A 14,400-nucleotide genomic window follows, 5' to 3' on the forward strand; every position below is an offset into this window, starting at 1 on the left:
CGCCCAAGCGAAAGGATCCGACGTGTACGACGCGATCGTGGTCGGTGCCCGGGTTGCCGGCGCCCCGACCGCCATGCTGTTGGCCAAGAAGGGGTACCGGGTGCTGTTGCTGGACCGGGCCACCTTCCCGAGCGACACCGTCTCGACCCACATGATCACCGTGGAGGGCAGCGCGTACTTGAGGCGCTGGGGCCTGCTCGGCCAGATCGAGGCGTCCGGGTGCCCGCCGGTGCGAAACATCGTGCTCGACCTGAATTTCGAGCGGTACGGGCACTTCACGCTCACCGGATTCCCTTACCCCGACGAGGACGGGTTCGGCGCCATCTACGCGCCCAAGCGCACCGTGCTCGACAAGCTGCTCGTCGATGCGGCCGCCGCGGCCGGCGTCGTCGTCCGCGAGGGCTTCTCGGTCCGTGAGGTGCTCACCGACGGGGACCGGGTGGTCGGCGTCCGCGGCCGCGGACCCAGCGGTATCACCGTCACCGAACACGCGAAGATCGTCATCGGTGCCGACGGCCTGCGGTCGGTTGTCGCCGAGACGGTGGGTGCGCCGGAGTACCACGTCGTACCGCCCAAGGCGTTCGGGTACTACACGTACTGGGAGGACGTCGCGCTGGCGGGGCTGGAGTTCTACACCCGGCCCGGGTCCACCGTGATCGCGTTCCCGACCCATGGCAACGAAGCCGCGGTGTTCATCGAGCGGCCCGAGCGTGACTTCGCCGGTTTCAAGACCGACGTACACGCCAGGTATCTCGAGACGGTGAACGAGATCGCGCCGGACCTCGGCCGGCGGATCGCGGGCGGGCGGCTGGTGCAGAAGCTGAAGGGCGCGGGCAACCGCCCGAACTTCTTCCGGCGGCCGTACGGTCCCGGCTGGGCACTGGTCGGCGATGCGGGCGTCCACAAGGACCCGATCACTGCCCAGGGCATCACCGACGCGTTCCGAGACGCCGACCTGCTCGCCGATGCGATCGACGCCGGCTTCTCCGGGCGCAAGCCGATCGACACGGCACTGCGGACCTACGAGTACAAGCGCAACCAGGCGCTCAAGCCGCTGTACGACTTCATCGTCGACCACGCCGCGATGGAGCCCTTCGACGACGCCTTCCAGGACGTGCTGGCCGCGATGCGCGGTAACCAGGACGCCATCAACCAGTTCTTCGGCGTCATCCAGAACACCGTCCCCTGGGACGAGTTCTTCTCGCCGTCGAACCTGTCGCAGCTGATGGGCCTGCCCGACGCAGACGTCATCGCCGTACCCATGCCGGAAGAACTCGAGCTGGCGGAGGCGGGCTGATGACCTACGTGATTACCCAGGCCTGCATCGGGAGCAAGGACACCGCGTGCTGGGATGCCTGCCCGGCCGACGCGATCCATCCAAGCCCGAACAAGGCCGAGTTCGCCGACCACGAGCAGATGTACATCGACCCCACGGAGTGCATCGACTGCGGCGCCTGCGAGCCGGCCTGCCCGGTCGAGGCGATCTACCCCGAGGACGAGGTTCCGGACGAGTGGGGGGACGCGATCGCGCTGAACCGCGACTACTTCGCGAGCCCAGCCTGTAACACAGCGTCGAACTAACTTTCACGCCGAGTAAGCCAGCCGGAAGTCACCGGTCCTACCGTCATCCTCAGGGCCCCTTGTGCGCCCTGAGGTCGTGACGACCTGGAGGAAGGAAGTAAGGCCATGACCATGACCGTCGGAGAACTCTTCGAAGCCCTCTCGACCCGGTTCGACAGCGATGCCGCTGCCGGTCTGAACCGGACCCTGCAATGGAAGATCACCGACGAGGACCCGGGAGTCTGGGCCTTCGAGATCACCGACGGCCAGGGCCGCCTCATCCCGGGCGGTGTCGACGCCCCCGACACGACCTTCACCACCACCGGCGAGACCTGGATGGCCATCGCCGAGGGCCGGCAGGACGCGATGCGCGCGTTCATGACCGGGAAGCTGAAGGTCAAGGGGGACATGATGCTCGCGATGAAGGTGCCGAAGCTCTTCCGGACCGGTTTCTGACGGCGACAACCCAGAGGAGTTGAGCATCGTGCCGCAGCTGACCGAAGCCACGTCAGACCCCGAGAAGGTCCGCCTCGAGCGGATCGCCGCCCTCACCGACCCGGCCACCATCCGCTACCTCGAGGCGATCGGGGTGAAGGAGGGCTGGACCTGTGCCGAAGTCGGAGCCGGCGCCGGCTCGATCGCCCAATGGCTGTCGAACCGGGTGGGCCATTTCGGCAAGGTCCACGCCATCGACACCGAGCCGAGCTACATGGACGGGATCACCGCGCCCAACCTGGAGGTGCGCGAGCAGGACATCACCACGACGCCGCTGGACGAGGGTACGTACGACCTTGTCCACTGCAAGATCCTGCTGATGCACCTCGCGGACCGCGAGCGGGTCCTCGGCGAGTTCGTCCGGGCGCTCAAGCCGGGCGGTTATCTCCTGGTCGAGGAGGCGGACATCCGCAGCATCCAGCGCGTCGATCCGCCGTCGCCGCTGCTCACCCGGGCAGCTGCCGCGCTGGAGACGTTCTTCTACTTCGGCGGGGCCGACCCGGGCTACGGGATGAAGCTGCTCCCGGCGGTACGCCGTACCGGGCTCAAGGTGCTGGGCACCGACTGCCAGTTGACCGCCGTCCAGGCCGGGACCCCGGAGGTCGCCACCATCTCGATGAGCCTGGCGAAGCTGGCTCCGATGATCGTCACGGCCGGCCTGATGGGCCAGAAGGAGGTCGAGGCCGCGTTCGACCAGCTCGAGCAGCCCTCGGACACCGTCATCTACACGCCGACCACGGTGTCGGTGTGGGGCCAGCGCAGCGACGACTAGAAGGAGTCAGACCATGCTCTACGTAGTGATCGCGTACGACGGCACCGAGCCGGGCACCTTCGAACGCCGGATGCTGGTCCGGCCCGCGCACATGGCCAATGGCGAGAAGATGATGCAGGACGGGTCGTTCCTGTTCGGCGGCGGCATTCTCGACGGCGCCGGGAAGATGGCCGGCGGTGTCCTGATCGTCGATTTCGAGAGCCGTGCGGAGATCGACGAGTGGCTCGCGAACGAGCCCTACATCCTCAACAAGGTCTGGAACCGGGTGGAGGTCCATCCGTTCCTGGTTCCGCCGCAGTTCCTCAGTCTGTTCCCCAAGTACCGGCCCGAGCCGGTCGCCGGTTAGACCGCCCGCCCGCAGTCCAACGGTCCTGACCAGTCAGCCCACACAACCACGTGCGGGCGTATGCCCTATCGGAGAGCTCAGGAAATGAACACCACCTCACGCCGTACCGGATTATTGACCTTGCTGGTCACCAGTCTGGGATCCTTCATGGTCCTCCTGGACGGGTCGATCATCTTCGTGGCCCTGCACGAGATCCAGAAGGATCTTGGCGGCGAGTTGTCCCAGTTGCAGTGGACTGTGGACGCGTACACCCTTCCGTTCGCGGCTCTGATGCTGACCGCCGGAACCCTCGGCGACCGGCTGGGCCGGAAGAAGGTCTTCCTGACCGGCCTTGTCCTGTTCGTGCTCGGATCGGTCCTGTGCGGTTTCGCGCCGTCGGTCGGTCTGCTCATCCTCGGGCGGGTCGTGCAGGGGCTCGGCGCCGCCGCGATCAGCACCGGCAGCCTGTCGCTGCTGGTGTCGACGTTCACCGACCCGCCAGGGCGGGCCAAGGCCATCGGCATTTGGACCGCGGTGTCCGGAGTCTCGATCGCCCTCGGTCCGCTGCTGGGCGGCATCCTCATCGAGTCGTTCAACTGGCAGGCGATCTTTCTGCTGAACGTGCCGATCGGCATCATCGCGCTGCTCCTCGGCGTACCGCGCCTGATCGATTCCAGGAACCCGGCCGCACGCAACGTCGACCTGCCGGGCCAGGTACTGGCTGCGGCTGGGTTGTTCTGCCTGGTGCTGGGTCTGATCGAGGCCGGGCGGGAGGGCTGGGGTTCGCCGCAGATTCTGGCGCTGCTGGTCGGCGCGGTCGTACTGCTGGGCGGGTTCCTGGCCGTGGAGCTGCGCAGCCAGGAACCGTTGCTGCCGCTCGAACTGTTCCGGAATCGCACCTTCGCGACAGCCTGCCTGATCGCGTCCCTGCTCGGGTTCGTGATCGTCGGCGTGATGTTCTTCATGGCGCAGTACTTCCAGGCCGTGCAGCAGCACGATGCCCTCTCGACCGGTCTGCGACTGCTGCCGCTGACGCTGGGCATCTTCTTCCTGTCGCCGCCGGCCAGTCGGATCGCGGGCAAGGCCGGTCCGCGGATCCCGATCATGGTCGGTGCGGTGCTGGCGACAGTCGGCTTCCTCCTGCTGTCGACGATCGAACCCACTTCCGGCTTCGGCAGCGTCTGGTGGAAGCTCGGTCTGGTCGGTATCGGCATCGGCTGCATGTTTGCTCCGCTGACCCTGGCGGTGATGGCGTCGACGCCGCCGCAGCGCGCAGGGCTCGGCTCGTCGATGATCAACACCACCCGGATCACCGGCTTCACGGCTGGGGCGGCCGTGCTCGGCACGATCGTCGTCAGTCAGACCGCCGGACCCCTCGCGGGCGGTCCGGCGGCGGCGCAGCAAGCGTTGGTGGACGCCTTCCACACCGTGTTCTACATCTGCGCGGGTTGCACGATTCTCGCCTTCGTCGTCGCGGCGACCACGATGGTTCGTGGCCGGCTGCCCGGGCCGGGGCAGGCTCCCGGCCGCGTCGTGGCCGCGCCGGGCGACAGCCAGGCGGCGGTCTCGCCGCAGGGGTGATCTCCCTGGCATCGTGATGACATGGCGAAACGGGGCGGTGGCTGCGGTCACCGCCCCCGAGGAAAGGATCTGGGCAATGGCGTACGACCAGGATCTCGCAGACCGTATTCGCGAAGCCCTCGCCGGGCGGTCGGTGCGGGAAGTGAGCATGTTCGGCGGCCTGACCTTCATGGTCAACGACAAGATGACCGCGACCGCGAACACCCATGGCGATCTGATGATCCGGTGCGACCCGTCGCGGGCGGAGGACCTGCTCGCGCGGGACGGTGCGGACTGGCCAGAAATGCGTGGCCGCAAGATGAGCAAGGGCTGGATCGTCGTCGACGCGGAGCGCGTCGAGTCCGACAAGATCCTGGAGTCCTGGCTCGAGGAGGCCCTCGACTACAACGAGAAGGTGACCGGAAGTGGCGACTAGGGAAGTGACGCACTTCGGCGGTTTCCCGCGCGCGTTGTTCGAGTTCCTTGCGGGGCTGGAGAAGGACAACTCCAAGTCCTATTGGGACGCCAACAAGGCGACCTGGGAGACCGCGGTCCAGGAGCCGGTCCAGTCGCTGATGGCCGAGCTCGAGCCCGAGTTCGGCCCGCTGCGCACCTTCCGGCCCAACCGCGACGTCCGGTTCTCCAAGGACAAGTCGCCGTACAAGACCTGGGTGGGCGTCACCACCAGCGAGCGGTCGGTCGGCGGCATCGGGTGCTTTCTGCGGCTCGAGGCCGGCAGTATGCGGCTGGCCTGTGGGTCGATGGTGATGGCCACCGACCAGCTCGAGCGGTTCCGGGCGGGCATCGACAACGTTGCGTCCGGCGCCGAGTTCGTGAAGTTGTCCGGCCGGCTCGCCGACAAAGGCCTGCTGGTAGGCCCGGGCCGCCAGGACCCGCTCAAGCGAACCCCGGCCGGCTACCCCAAGGACCACCCGCGGGAAGAGATCTTGCGGTGGAAGGGAGCCGTCGTTGTGAAGGAGTACGAGCAGGCGGCCTGGATGTACAAGGCCGGCGCCGTCGAGAAGATCCGCGAGGTCTGGAGCGGGGCTGTTCCGCTGACCAAGTGGATCGAGAAGTACGTGGGGGAGAGCACGATCCCGGTACGCCGCCGGGGCGACTGAGCAGGCCGGCAGCGATGAAGTCCGCGCCTGGCATCAAGAGGCTTCGGGCGGTGCTGATCTGTGTCGCCCTGCTCTGTGTCTACGTGATCGGCTACACCCTGCTTCTCAGCCTGCTCTACGGAGTACTGCCTGGGACCATCATCAATCCATGGGCCACCCACCCGGGTTTGGGCCACCCTTAGACGATTGGCGGAATGCTGTCATGTCCCATCTGGATCTGGTCACCCTCCTCACCTACGACATGGAACGCACGAAGGCCTTCTATTGCGAGCTGCTTGGCTTCGAGGAGGTCCCCGAGTTCTCCCGCGGCGAGCACTTCTCCTGGCTGCGCTCCAAGAAGCGAAGCTCCAGCATCGCCTTGTTCCACGCCCGCGAGAAGGCGGAACGGCCGACCGTCGCCCACATCCCCGACGAGAGCGGCGGCGTGATGCTGGGCTTCGAGGTCGACAGCGCCGCGGAGTACTACGAGATCTGGAAAGCGCGCGGGGACATCCCGCTGCGCACCGAGGTCTTCGACATGGGCAAGGGTTTCACCTTCGGCTCGCAGGACCCGGAGGGCAACTTCCTCCAGGTCTTCGACGTCCACCCGCACTTCCGTGAGATCCAGCAGCGCATCGGAATGGACTGACGACGGACGAGACGCGCTTGGGCCGGAGTCGGCTCCACCCGTTCAGCCAGGTATACGCCGAGGCGCTGAACGTCGGTGCTGGCGTTTACACAGCCGCCGACCACTACTCGCCAGTGCTGGATGCGTGGGGTCGTGACCTGTACGACGCCGTCGACCCCGGCCTGCGCGGCGCCGCCCTCCATCTGGCGAACGCAGCCGCGTGCGGCCGGCCGAAGAGGGACGTGTTCTTCCGGCTGGCCGACTGGCTCGGCCGGGTCGAACCAGTCGTCTGGTACTCCGAAACCGGGTTCCTGCAGGCCGCGTGGATGCTACGCGACCGCCCGACCATTGAGGATGCGGCGAGCTTCCTGCACGGTTGGCCGACCGGTGCGTACTCGAGCGAGTGGCGCGATCAACTTGACCACGTCGTGGACGAGGACGCCGGTCAGAACCCTGTCCGCGACGATGCGGAGCCCGCGGTTGAGGCCCTCGTCGAGTGCGGCCTGTTCGCACTCGACCGTGCCGCCTTCGTGTGGCGCCGGGAATCGATGCGAAACATCATCGACAACCTGTCCCGGGTGCACGGGGTTGATCCCTCGGTGCAGACGGTCGGCCCCGATCGCGGCGACATGTGGGATCTGGAGGAGCTGCTCAACGAACCGCTGCAGGCAACCGTGAGGTCTTTCGCCAGGACGACCGCCCGGAGGCTGTGCGCTCAGTTCGGCATCGCTCCGGATACCCCAGCGCCGGATGGCCATCCGGTCTACGAAGTAGGCGTTGGCGTCTGCAATGCCGCCGTCATGGCCGCGGTCATGCCCCTGGTCCACTCCGCGCATCTGCGCGAGATGGAAGCGTTCAGACTCATCGCCTTGGGCCAGCCGCTCCCCGAGCCACCAACCTGGCTGCGGCCCATCGGAGAGAGCGGCTAGCTCTGGAACCGGCCGAACGCCTCACAGCTCAGGAGCTGCACGCGATACTCGACGAGCTCGGTGATATCCAGCGAGTCCTGGCCGAGGCTGATCGCAAAGATCTGGCCGATCTATACAGTGGCCTGCGCCTCACGGTGGTTTACGACCACAAACAAAACAGGGCCGATGTCTCCATCAGCCCTGAACCACATGTGGTTAAGTTGTGTGTCCGAGGGGGGACTTGAACCCCCACGTCCCGTAAAGGACACTAGCACCTCAAGCTAGCGCGTCTGCCATTCCGCCACCCGGACGAGTGGTCTGCCTCGCAAAACCTTCTGCGTGGCCCGACCGGAGAACCATAGCAAACCCCACGGGTGAAATTCACATCGGGCCCAGGCAGGATGGGGGCATGACTTCTTCGACCCCTCGCGAGACCCGTGGTGAGACCTCTGGCGATCGGCGTGGCTATGCGCCTGAGGCCGATGTGGTGGAGCTGTGTAGTGAGTTGATCCGGATCGACACCACGAATTACGGCAATGGGAAGAGCGTGGGGGAGCGGGTCGCCGCGGAGTATGTGGCGGCCAAGCTGGACGAGGTCGGGATCGAGTCGACCATCTACGAGTCGGAGCCCGGCCGGGCCACGCTGGTGGCGCACTGGGAGGGGGAGGACCAGTCGGCCGATCCGCTGCTGGTGCACGGCCACCTCGACGTCGTACCGGCTGATCCGAAGGACTGGAAGGTCGATCCGTTCGCCGGGGAGATCTTCGACGGGTGCGTTTGGGGCCGGGGCGCGGTCGATATGAAGGACTTCGACGCGATGGTGTTGTCGGTGGTGCGGGCGCGGCAGCGGGCGGGCGTCAAGCCGCGGCGGCCGGTACGGCTGGTGTTCACGGCGGACGAGGAGGCCGGCGGGGCGTACGGCGCGCACTGGCTGGTGAAGAACCATCCGGACACGATCGCGGACTGTACCGAGGGGATTGGCGAGGTCGGCGGGTTCTCGATCACGGTCAAGGACGATCTGCGCCTCTACCTGATCGAGACGGCGGAGAAGGGCATGTCGTGGATGCGCCTGAAGGCCAAGGGCACGGCCGGGCACGGCTCGATGATCAACGACGACAACGCCGTCACGAACCTGGTCAACGCGGTCACCCGGCTCGGTAACCACCAGTGGCCGTTGCGCGTGACGCCGACCGTGCGGCAGTTCCTGGGGGAGCTGGAAGATGTGCTCGGGGTCGAGCTCGATCCGGAGGACATGACCGAGACGCTCTCCAAGCTCGGCAGCTTCTCGCGGATGTTCGGCGCGACGCTTCGCAACACCACCAATCCGACCATGCTGAGCGCCGGCTACAAGGTGAACGTGATTCCCGGCGATGCCGAGGCGTACGTCGACGGCCGGTACCTGCCGGGGTATGAGGACGAGTTCTTCGCCACGATCGACGAGTTGATCGGCGACAAGGTGACGCGCGAGGCCGCCGTAGAGGACATCGCGCTCGAGACCGAGTTCAGCGGTGACCTGGTCGAGGCGATGAAGGCCTGTCTCGCGGCCGAGGACCCGCAGAGTCGTACGGCGCCGTTGCTGATGTCGGGTGGTACGGACGCCAAGGCGTGGAGTCGGCTCGGTATTCGCTGCTTCGGGTTCGCGCCGTTGCAGCTGCCGCCGGATCTCGACTTCATGGGCATGTTCCACGGCATCGACGAGCGGGTGCCCACCTCGGCGCTGGAGTTCGGCTCCCGCGTCCTCGACCGCTTCTTCGACCAGGCCTGAGCACCCGTTGAGCATCAAGGCCTGAGCGCCAAGGCCTGAGGCGCCGTAACAACCGGACCGGGGATTCTCGAATCCCCGGTCCGGTTGCTATCTACTTCACGGTTTGCCAACAAGTGTGCACGCTCACGCTGGCCGAATATCCCAGCCGCATCACAGCTGTAACCAACCCTTGACAGAGTGTGACAAAGCTGGCGAATATTTGTGCGGTCACCGCCATGACAAGGTTGTCAACTCCGCCACGGTTTATCACCAGGTATTCCGTTGTTGGCCGCTTCATGGCGGCCGGCGACAGGTATTCCTTGTGAGGACTCGGAGGAAAAGACGACCATGAATGAATTCGGTAAACGACTGACCATGGTGTTCACCATGCTGGCAGCGGCAGCGTTGCTCGGCAGCGCACTGCCCGCGGGCGCCACCTCGTCTGAGGCCCGTGACGTCAGCGCGGTCACCAGTGCCGACAGCCAGGCCATCACGGTTCAGGCCAGCGTCGCAAAGGCCGCCGCCAACCCGGGCGTCACCCGGTTGAGCACGGCAAAGGTCGCCAAGAAACCCGCCAAGATCCAGGGTTTCCCGACGCCCAACGCGCGGTCGTACACGATCACCAGCTCCTGCAGCCAGTGGGCGAGCCAGATTCGCCAGGGCGCCGCCGCTTGGAACAACCTGACCGAAGGTGGCGGCACGCCCGTCTCCTGCGTGCCCAACTACATCACCGACTGCGGCGGCGGCACGGTCATCGGCTGCAACTACGGCGCCGGCCAGCGGATCACCCTCGTCGCGGCTCGGGTCGGCGATGTCGCCCTGCTGGCCGCGCACGAGTTCGGCCACGACTGGTTCGGCCACTCCGGCACCGGCTGCGCCGACTGGAGCAGCGCGGACGCCATTATGCGTACATCTATTTGCGGCTAAATCCCAGCGAATTGCCCGGTCCGAAAGGGCCGGGCAATTCCTGTGAAAGCCTAGATCGAATTCCAGTTGTAATATTCACGGCCGACGCAGGCCGAGTTCGCGCCGCAGCGTCGGGAGAACTCGCAGAATTCGCGGATCCGGCGTGCTGGGCGTTACCAGGCTGAGCGTCAGCCGATACCGGAATGGCGCAGTCACGAGCCGCTCGCCCGGCTGCAACTGCCCGGCCAGGGCACTCCGCGGTACGACGGCCGGCTGGGCGCGGCGCCGGGCCATCGCGACCGTCGTGGCCAGCGTCACGCCACGACGAGCGTTCGCGCCCAGGGCGATCAGCCGGGCCCGGATCTCGTCAACGCCCCGGTCGTACGTCGAGAAGGGCACGTCCAACCCCTTGAGCGGCTCTTTCCGGCCGCGCGGCGGTTCGACCCCGGCCGGGAGGAACGTCATCAGCTCCTCGTGCCCCACCGGTTGAGCGCGGACGGTCCGCGGCAGCGTCAGTTGGTCGGCGATCGCGATGAACGCGGCCTGCATGGTGCCTTCGGCAACGAATTCCACCAGCTGCTGGCCGTGGTCGACGCGTTGTTCGACAGTCAGCGGCGCGAGTTCCTCGTCCAGGATCGGGAACAGTACGGCGCCCAGGCTCGCGAAGGTGCCGACCACCAGGCGTGGATCCGCCGCGGCCGCGCGAGTGGCGTCGTACACGGAGTCGAGCCGGCCGAGGATTTGCGCCGCCTGCCGGGCCAGCTCGATGCCCGCGGCGGTCGGGCGTGCGCCGCGCGTATCCCGGTCGAACAGGCGGGTGCCGCACGCCCGTTCGAGCCGGGCCAGTCGCTGGCTCGCGGAGGGCTGGGCGATTCGCAGCTCCCGGGCCGCCGTACCGACCGAACCAGCCGCGCTGATCGCCAGTACGAGCTGGAGATCCTCTACCGAGGGCAATGAGGCCATAGGTACAGCCTATGACCAACACCTAGCCGCTGCTCGCTACCGGCGACGCAGGCCGGATAGCAGGATCAAGGGGTGAAAGCACAACGGGAGGCGGTCGCGCTGCTTATTGGGGGAGGCGTGGCGGACCTTGCGTTCCGGATCAGCCAGGTGGCGTTCCCGCTGGTGGTCCTCAGCGAGACGGGGTCCGTGGCCGCGACGGGGCTCGCCGGTGGCGCTGCGGGGATTCCGGTGTTGCTGTCGCCGTGGTGGGCGCGGAAGGCTCGTCAGTGGGTCGATTCCGGCGCCCGGCTGGCGGCAATCGCGACCGTGGCGGCGTTTGCGCTGGCCATGGTTCCTGCAGCGGCTATGGCCGGGCTTCTCCATCCCTGGCTGTTGATAGCGAGCGGTCTGCTCCTAGGGACTTGTGAGGCTCTCTCGACGCCTGGGCGATCGGCACTCCTTGCAGACACTGGAGATCGGTGGGGTCCTGACAAGGCGGTAGAGCTGCTTACCTGGCAAGACGGCCTTCGTAGAGTTGGCATGCTGGTTGGGCCGTCGATAGGCGCTCTAGCCGTCACTGCTGGCTTCACCCTCGAGCTCCTCTGGCTAGAGGCCGCCGCGGTGCTTGTAGCCGGTCTGCTCGCGACAGCCGTTAGGGGCAATCCGAGATCGCTAGACGTACCTGAGGCGCCGTCGATTCGTGCAGTTCTCCGTGGCCGCAGGGACGTCCTCTTGGGCTGGATAGCGCGGGGGACCGGTTGTGTCACTTGGTTCGCATTCACCCTCGGCCTATCGGTTCTAGGCGCCGAACGCGGACAGCCCGGCATCTACCTGGCGTACGGCATGACCGGGTACGGCGTTGGGTCCGTCCTGGCGTCCGTACTCGCCGTACGCCTGGTTAAACGGGTGCAGCCCGCGCTGCTGGCCGGAGGCGCGTGGACCGCCCTCGGGTTCTGCTGGACCGGCATGGGCCTCTGGGCAACTCCGCCCGCTATTGCGGCGTTCGCCTGCCTCGGCGGCGTCAGCGTCGTACTAGGTGTTGCAGCCATCTCTGCGGTCATAACTCGCTCATCCATTGGTGCCGAACGGCGAGCGCTCTTGTCCGGGCAGAGCGTCGTGGTCAATGCAGGCAGCGCTGCCGGCCTACTGGCGGGTGGACCGCTACTGGCCGCTTTCGGCGCGGAACACACGCTTGTCGGCGCGGGCCTGCTGACGTCCGCAGTGGCGTTCGCGGTCTTGCTGGCCAGCCGAAAACCAGAAGCGGCCGGAAATCCGCGATGCGAGACTTCGGGACATGTCGATCGAGATCACCACGCTGGCCGAGCGGCCTGAACTGGCCGAGCGCTTGTCCAGGCCAAGGGCCATCGCACGCTCTACGCCCCGGTTCGCCCGAACGGCAAGACGGACCCGAAGCTGCCGATGACGTCGTACGTCGAGCAGGTGCGGGCCGACGGTCTGCCGGTCGATCCCTGGCTGCGCGTACACGTCAAGGCCGGCGCCACCATCGTGAAGGTGGCACCGGCCTCGATGGTCGTACCCGGATCGCTGGCGCAGTGGCGCGAGTGGACCGGTCTGCCCTTCGACACCGACGGCTTCGTCGAGGTGCCGAAGGCGCTCGTCCCGGTCCACTGCTCACTCAGCCACGACTACGCGGTCTACGTCGAGCCCAACGTCTGGGTCGAGCACGACCTCAGCTGAGGGGAATGTCGGCCTTGTTCGCCTCGAGCCAAGTGCGGAACGACTGGAGTTCCGGGTTGAGCTTGCGGACCTGGTCGAGGTCGCGCCGCCCGGTGAAGCCGTCGGCGTCCTCGGCGTAGTACTGGAACATGTTGCCGAGCTCGACCGCCCCCGGGAACCCGAGCGCGCGGTAGTCGTCGAACCCCAGCGGCTGGTAGTCCACCTGCTCGCCGAGGACCTCGGTGAAGGTCTGTGCCAGCTCCTTACCGGTGACGTGGTCGCCGGCGATGCTCACGGTCTCGCCGATGAACTCGGAACCGCTCGCGAAGACGCCGAACGCGGTCTTGCCGATGTCCTCCGTGGCGATGCCCGAGATCGGCGCCGAGTCCATCGGCAGCGTCAGCACGAGCTTGCCGTCCGGCGTGCGCGCGGGGCCGAGACCCTGCTTGAACGCGTCGAAGTAGAACGTGGTCTGCAGGAAAGTCGTCGGCACGCCGAGGTCGGTGAACAGCCGGTTGGCCTCACTCTTGGCGTCGAAGTGCGGCACCTTGTAGGTCTCCTCGACCGTCGGCACGCGCTCATCCGAGCCGAAGTGGTCGCGGGTGTCCTCGAGGGTCGACCAGATCAAGTGCTGGACGCCCGTTTCCTTGGCCGCGCGAGCCGCGATGCCGGCCTGCTCCAGCTCCATCTCGGCCGGGCTCTGACCCGCCTTGGCCGGGGTCTGCCAATAGTTCGTCACCACATAGGCGCCGTACGCGCCGTCGAAGGCCTTCCGAATGCTCGCCTCGTCATCGAGGTCCGCCTCCACCACCTCGGCGCCGAGAGCCGCGAGGGCCTGGGCCTTGTCCGAGGCCGCGTTGCGCGTCAGGGCGCGCACGGCGAACCGTCGTTCGGGATCGGCGAGGATCGCTCGCACCAGGCCGCCGCCCTGGGCTCCGGTGGCACCGGCGACGGCAATGATCTTCTGCTCGCTCATCGAGGTTCTTCTTTCAGGAAGGTTTGAGTTGATGTGTCAACTCTAGCTCGCTGGGTTGATATGTCAACCCAAGCGGTACAGTGGATTTCATGGACGACGAGAGCCCCTGGCTGACCGACGAGCAGCAGTCCGCCTGGCGGGCGTACATCGAGGTCCGGCAACGGCTCGACACGCACCTGTACCGGCATCTGCAGCGGGATTTCGGCCTGTCCGGCAGTGACTACGAGATCCTGGTCAACCTGTCGGAGGCGCCCGAGGGGCGGATGCGCGCGTTCGCGCTGGGGGAGATGACCCGGTGGGAGAAGAGCCGGATGTCGCACCACATCAAGCGGATGGAACAGCGCGGGCTGGTACGACGTGAGGCGTGTGCCGGGTCGAGGTTCCCGGACATCGTGCTGACCGAGGCCGGCTGGGATGCGATCAAGACCGCGGCGCCGAAGCATGCGGCGAACGTACGGGCGTTTTTCGGTGTGGGCGTGGGGGACGAGCGGCTGGACGTCTTCGAGGCGGCGTGCAAGGGCATCGTGGCGGCGATCGATGAGCACGAGCGGATCAACTGCCCACTGGAGAACGCCGAAGACTGCTAGACCACCGCGGAACTGCTAAAAGGTCCGCATCACCTTGATGATGCGGCGGCGCAACCAGACTTTGCGGGTGCCGTCGGGATAGCGGCGCAGGCGGGCGAGCTCCCAGCCGCCGTACTCCGCGTGCTCGGCGAGCATTCGGCGGACCGCACCGCGCGGCAGAGTCCGGGAAACCTCGAACTGCTGGATCTCGTATTCGGCCATCCGCACCTCACTGACTGCT

19 protein-coding genes and 1 tRNA gene are annotated in these 14,400 nt (G+C 66.7%); 16 read left to right on the forward strand and 4 right to left on the reverse strand.

From position 1 onward, the window contains the following. Positions 1 to 22 precede the first annotated feature (22 nt). The 11 genes from OG394_RS05160 (at position 23) to OG394_RS05210 (ending at position 7,369) form a co-directional block, all read left to right on the forward strand. Positions 23 to 1,297 (forward strand): NAD(P)/FAD-dependent oxidoreductase, encoded by a 1,275-nt coding sequence (locus tag OG394_RS05160; RefSeq protein ID WP_328993730.1) that lies wholly within the window; start codon positions 23 to 25, stop codon positions 1,295 to 1,297. Continuing rightward, a complete protein-coding gene (locus OG394_RS05165) occupies positions 1,297 to 1,581 on the forward strand; it encodes a 4Fe-4S dicluster domain-containing protein (RefSeq protein WP_328993731.1) in 285 nt (94 codons plus the stop codon). Before OG394_RS05160 ends, OG394_RS05165 begins: the two co-directional genes overlap by 1 nt. A 105-nt stretch (positions 1,582 to 1,686) precedes the next feature. After that, a complete protein-coding gene (locus OG394_RS05170; protein ID WP_328993732.1) occupies positions 1,687 to 2,016 on the forward strand; it encodes an SCP2 sterol-binding domain-containing protein in 330 nt (109 codons plus the stop codon). A gap of 28 nt (positions 2,017 to 2,044) precedes the next feature. Beyond that, positions 2,045 to 2,827: a methyltransferase domain-containing protein gene (locus tag OG394_RS05175; protein WP_328993733.1), complete on the forward strand. Its 783-nt coding sequence runs from the start codon at positions 2,045 to 2,047 to the stop codon at positions 2,825 to 2,827. Between the two features lie 13 nt (positions 2,828 to 2,840). Continuing rightward, positions 2,841 to 3,173, forward strand: a complete 333-nt coding sequence (locus OG394_RS05180; RefSeq protein WP_328993734.1) for a YciI family protein — start codon at positions 2,841 to 2,843, stop codon at positions 3,171 to 3,173. 84 nt (positions 3,174 to 3,257) lie between these two features. Next, positions 3,258 to 4,733, forward strand: a complete 1,476-nt coding sequence (locus tag OG394_RS05185; RefSeq protein ID WP_328993735.1) for an MFS transporter — start codon at positions 3,258 to 3,260, stop codon at positions 4,731 to 4,733. Positions 4,734 to 4,809: 76 nt separating this feature from the next. Continuing rightward, the gene (locus OG394_RS05190) at positions 4,810 to 5,148 is read left to right on the forward strand and encodes a TfoX/Sxy family protein (protein ID WP_328993736.1); all 339 of its coding nucleotides are present in this window, start codon (positions 4,810 to 4,812) and stop codon (positions 5,146 to 5,148) included. Continuing rightward, complete coding sequence (locus tag OG394_RS05195) at positions 5,138 to 5,833, forward strand: DUF2461 domain-containing protein (protein ID WP_328993737.1); 696 nt, start codon at positions 5,138 to 5,140, stop codon at positions 5,831 to 5,833. The genes OG394_RS05190 and OG394_RS05195 overlap by 11 nt, the downstream gene beginning before the upstream one ends. 14 nt (positions 5,834 to 5,847) lie before the next feature. Then, on the forward strand, positions 5,848 to 6,015 hold the full coding sequence (locus OG394_RS05200) for a hypothetical protein (protein WP_328993738.1): 168 nt from the start codon (positions 5,848 to 5,850) through the stop codon (positions 6,013 to 6,015). 20 nt (positions 6,016 to 6,035) lie between these two features. Continuing rightward, positions 6,036 to 6,461 carry a VOC family protein gene (locus OG394_RS05205; RefSeq protein ID WP_328993739.1) on the forward strand — a complete coding sequence of 142 codons (426 nt, stop codon included), beginning with the start codon at positions 6,036 to 6,038 and terminating at the stop codon, positions 6,459 to 6,461. 17 nt (positions 6,462 to 6,478) lie between these two features. Further along, positions 6,479 to 7,369: a hypothetical protein gene (locus tag OG394_RS05210; RefSeq protein WP_328993740.1), complete on the forward strand. Its 891-nt coding sequence runs from the start codon at positions 6,479 to 6,481 to the stop codon at positions 7,367 to 7,369. Between the two features lie 205 nt (positions 7,370 to 7,574). Here OG394_RS05210 and OG394_RS05215 read toward each other — a convergent pair. Then, a tRNA-Leu gene (locus tag OG394_RS05215) sits at positions 7,575 to 7,659 on the reverse strand. Between the two features lie 98 nt (positions 7,660 to 7,757). Between OG394_RS05215 and OG394_RS05220 the strand changes: the two genes are divergently transcribed. Together OG394_RS05220 and OG394_RS05225 are read left to right on the forward strand one after the other, a co-directional pair. Then, on the forward strand, positions 7,758 to 9,113 hold the full coding sequence (locus tag OG394_RS05220) for a M20/M25/M40 family metallo-hydrolase (protein WP_328993741.1): 1,356 nt from the start codon (positions 7,758 to 7,760) through the stop codon (positions 9,111 to 9,113). Positions 9,114 to 9,440: 327 nt separating this feature from the next. Beyond that, positions 9,441 to 10,019, forward strand: coding sequence for a hypothetical protein (locus tag OG394_RS05225; RefSeq protein WP_328993742.1), 579 nt, complete (start codon positions 9,441 to 9,443; stop codon positions 10,017 to 10,019). 75 nt (positions 10,020 to 10,094) lie between these two features. On the opposite strand, the gene OG394_RS05230 is transcribed toward OG394_RS05225, so the two are convergent. Continuing rightward, a complete protein-coding gene (locus tag OG394_RS05230) occupies positions 10,095 to 10,961 on the reverse strand; it encodes a LysR family transcriptional regulator (RefSeq protein ID WP_328993743.1) in 867 nt (288 codons plus the stop codon). A gap of 72 nt (positions 10,962 to 11,033) precedes the next feature. On the opposite strand from OG394_RS05230, the gene OG394_RS05235 reads away from it, so the two are divergent. Together OG394_RS05235 and OG394_RS05240 are read left to right on the forward strand one after the other, a co-directional pair. Then, positions 11,034 to 12,272 carry an MFS transporter gene (locus OG394_RS05235; protein WP_328993744.1) on the forward strand — a complete coding sequence of 413 codons (1,239 nt, stop codon included), beginning with the start codon at positions 11,034 to 11,036 and terminating at the stop codon, positions 12,270 to 12,272. A gap of 87 nt (positions 12,273 to 12,359) precedes the next feature. Continuing rightward, complete coding sequence (locus OG394_RS05240) at positions 12,360 to 12,638, forward strand: hypothetical protein (protein ID WP_328993746.1); 279 nt, start codon at positions 12,360 to 12,362, stop codon at positions 12,636 to 12,638. Here the strand turns inward: OG394_RS05240 and OG394_RS05245 are convergent. Next, a complete protein-coding gene (locus tag OG394_RS05245) occupies positions 12,631 to 13,593 on the reverse strand; it encodes an NmrA/HSCARG family protein (RefSeq protein WP_328993747.1) in 963 nt (320 codons plus the stop codon). The two genes, OG394_RS05240 and OG394_RS05245, sit on opposite strands and share 8 nt — an antisense overlap. Positions 13,594 to 13,682: 89 nt before the next feature. On the opposite strand from OG394_RS05245, the gene OG394_RS05250 reads away from it, so the two are divergent. Beyond that, entirely contained in the window at positions 13,683 to 14,180 is a 498-nt protein-coding gene (locus tag OG394_RS05250) for a MarR family winged helix-turn-helix transcriptional regulator (protein ID WP_328993748.1), read from the forward strand. Positions 14,181 to 14,195: 15 nt separating this feature from the next. Here the strand turns inward: OG394_RS05250 and OG394_RS05255 are convergent, their stop codons facing one another. Beyond that, complete coding sequence (locus OG394_RS05255) at positions 14,196 to 14,381, reverse strand: DUF5703 family protein (RefSeq protein WP_328993749.1); 186 nt, start codon at positions 14,379 to 14,381, stop codon at positions 14,196 to 14,198. Positions 14,382 to 14,400: the final 19 nt, after the last annotated feature.

This window comes from Kribbella sp. NBC_01245 (genome assembly GCF_036226525.1).
Lineage (GTDB): Bacteria > Actinomycetota > Actinomycetes > Propionibacteriales > Kribbellaceae > Kribbella.

Excerpts from the sequence above, each read along its gene's own strand:
- OG394_RS05165 (WP_328993731.1), top strand. The coding sequence starts at position 1,297 with ATGACCTACGTGATTACCCAGGCCTGCATCGGGAGCAAGGACACCGCG.
- OG394_RS05255 (WP_328993749.1), bottom strand. The coding sequence starts at position 14,381 with ATGGCCGAATACGAGATCCAGCAGTTCGAGGTTTCCCGGACTCTGCCG.
- OG394_RS05240 (WP_328993746.1), top strand. The coding sequence starts at position 12,360 with ATGACGTCGTACGTCGAGCAGGTGCGGGCCGACGGTCTGCCGGTCGAT.
- OG394_RS05225 (WP_328993742.1), top strand. The coding sequence starts at position 9,441 with ATGAATGAATTCGGTAAACGACTGACCATGGTGTTCACCATGCTGGCA.
- OG394_RS05230 (WP_328993743.1), bottom strand. The coding sequence starts at position 10,961 with ATGGCCTCATTGCCCTCGGTAGAGGATCTCCAGCTCGTACTGGCGATC.
- OG394_RS05190 (WP_328993736.1), top strand. The coding sequence starts at position 4,810 with ATGGCGTACGACCAGGATCTCGCAGACCGTATTCGCGAAGCCCTCGCC.
- OG394_RS05200 (WP_328993738.1), top strand. The coding sequence starts at position 5,848 with ATGAAGTCCGCGCCTGGCATCAAGAGGCTTCGGGCGGTGCTGATCTGT.
- OG394_RS05220 (WP_328993741.1), top strand. The coding sequence starts at position 7,758 with ATGACTTCTTCGACCCCTCGCGAGACCCGTGGTGAGACCTCTGGCGAT.
- OG394_RS05245 (WP_328993747.1), bottom strand. The coding sequence starts at position 13,593 with ATGAGCGAGCAGAAGATCATTGCCGTCGCCGGTGCCACCGGAGCCCAG.
- OG394_RS05180 (WP_328993734.1), top strand. The coding sequence starts at position 2,841 with ATGCTCTACGTAGTGATCGCGTACGACGGCACCGAGCCGGGCACCTTC.
- OG394_RS05170 (WP_328993732.1), top strand. The coding sequence starts at position 1,687 with ATGACCATGACCGTCGGAGAACTCTTCGAAGCCCTCTCGACCCGGTTC.
- OG394_RS05205 (WP_328993739.1), top strand. The coding sequence starts at position 6,036 with ATGTCCCATCTGGATCTGGTCACCCTCCTCACCTACGACATGGAACGC.
- OG394_RS05185 (WP_328993735.1), top strand. The coding sequence starts at position 3,258 with ATGAACACCACCTCACGCCGTACCGGATTATTGACCTTGCTGGTCACC.
- OG394_RS05250 (WP_328993748.1), top strand. The coding sequence starts at position 13,683 with ATGGACGACGAGAGCCCCTGGCTGACCGACGAGCAGCAGTCCGCCTGG.